At 53.0% G+C, this 1676-nt stretch carries 4 pseudogenes; 1 reads left to right on the forward strand and 3 read right to left on the reverse strand.

Annotated elements, in window-relative coordinates:
• The 3 pseudogenes from A7090_RS26260 to A7090_RS23530 form a co-directional block, all read right to left on the reverse strand.
• Positions 1-86: pseudogene (locus A7090_RS26260) on the reverse strand (transposase); the annotation flags it as partial.
• Positions 49-708, reverse strand: a pseudogene (locus A7090_RS23525) (ATP-binding protein). The pseudogenes A7090_RS26260 and A7090_RS23525, both read right to left, overlap by 38 nt.
• Positions 709-779: 71 nt before the next feature.
• A pseudogene (locus tag A7090_RS23530) lies at positions 780-1348 on the reverse strand (IS4 family transposase); the annotation flags it as partial.
• Between A7090_RS23530 and A7090_RS23535 the strand changes: the two are divergent.
• A pseudogene (locus A7090_RS23535) lies at positions 1341-1598 on the forward strand (IS66 family transposase); the annotation flags it as partial. The pseudogenes A7090_RS23530 and A7090_RS23535 sit on opposite strands and share 8 nt — an antisense overlap.
• Positions 1599-1676 lie beyond the last annotated feature (78 nt).

Below are 1676 nucleotides of genomic sequence, written 5' to 3' on the forward strand. Positions count from 1 at the left end.
CCGCGGTTTTTCAGTTCAGTCAGCACATTGAGCCAGAACTTCACTCCTTCATTTTCGGCCAGCCACATCCCTAGCCTTTCGTTTCTGTCTGAGTCGATAGCTTTCTCCTTTGATTTGAACGACATGTGAATGGTGTAAGATACGGTCCAGCATCGCTGAGGTCAGGGCTGCATCACCGGCGAACGTTTGAACCCGCTGCCCGAACGGCAGATAGCCTATTTCATCAATGATGAGCAGGCGGGGGCCATTACTCCATGCTGAAGCGTCGTTTTATAACGGCCCTGACGTTGTGCCGTAGATAACTGAAGTAACAGAGCTGCTGCTGTTGTGAAGCGAACCTTGATACCTGCACGGACTGCTTCAGAGCCCATAGCTATTGCCAGATGGTTTTTCCCCACACCTGATGGCCCCAGTAATACGATATTTTTCATTACGTTCTATGAAGCTGAGTGAGCGTAACGACTGGAGTTGCTTCTGCGGTGCTCCGGTGGCGAATGTGAAGTCATACTCTTCGAACGTTTTCACCGCCGGGAAGGCTGCCATTCGGGTATACATCGCCTGTTTACGTTGATGACGTGCCAGTTTTTCTTCATGAAGCAGATGCTCCAGGAAGTCCATATAACTCCATTCCTGGTCTACTGCCTGTTGTGACAGCGCAGGCGCTGCGCTTATAAGGCTTTCCAGTTGCAACTGCCCGGCGAGCGCCATCAGGCGTTGTCAACGCCAAGATTATTGGCCGTTTTGGGGTTTAGACTGGTACTATTTTCAGGGAAGAGATCAGTCGGTGCCTGCGCCGGAAGCGGCTTTCCTTCCAGCTTAACCCACAGTAGTTTCCACTCTGTCGGCGTCAGTATTTTCTCACAGCTGTCATTTTGTGTTTCTTCACTGATACCTCCCTGCCGTAGGCCCAGCCCCCGCACCGCGATAAACGCCTTGATAACCACCATGCGCTCAAGGTTATCCCGGTTTTGCATTCGCAGCGATTCCACACATGTACCACCACTTTTCCACGCCTTGTGGTATTCCTTTATCAGCCAGCGTCGCTCGTAATGGCTGACGATACGTCGCGCATCGGCGGCACTCGCCACTTTTTCTAATGTCAGCAGATGCCAGCAGGCTCCGCCCTCTGCCTGCTCCCGGCAACAGACATACGAGAGCGGGAGCGCCTGGCCGCTGTTGTCGAGATTTTTTATGCGGACTTCGCTGTAACTGATGAACATTCGGGCCTGACGGGCTGCCCGCCCACCTTTTTGCATCACATTCAGCGTGTGGCTTCTGCGGTTGCCAGGGCTTCCGGCAGTTCTAAGAGCTTGCCGGGAGCCTCTTCCAGCCGGCGATTCTGTATGGCTCATGCCCGGAGAAAAATCCACGATGTGCATGCAAGAGCGCCCACCGATATCACCACTGAAGCCCTGCAGCGTATCGGTGAACTGTATACCATCGGGGCAGAAGTCCGGGGATGTTCAGCAGAACAGCGTCTGGCAGCAAGAAAAGCCAGAGCGGCTCCACTGATGCAGTCACTGTATGACTGAATACAGACTCAGATGAAAACACTGTCGCGTCACTCGGATACGGCAAACCGGGTACGCGATCTGTTGCCCTAGAAAGTTGCTCTGTAACCGGCTCATTTAAACCGTCTGGTCTGTTTCCTCCGGCTCTACAAAAATAATGTCCAT

This window comes from Escherichia sp. MOD1-EC7003, from assembly GCF_002965065.1.
Classification (GTDB): domain Bacteria; phylum Pseudomonadota; class Gammaproteobacteria; order Enterobacterales; family Enterobacteriaceae; genus Escherichia.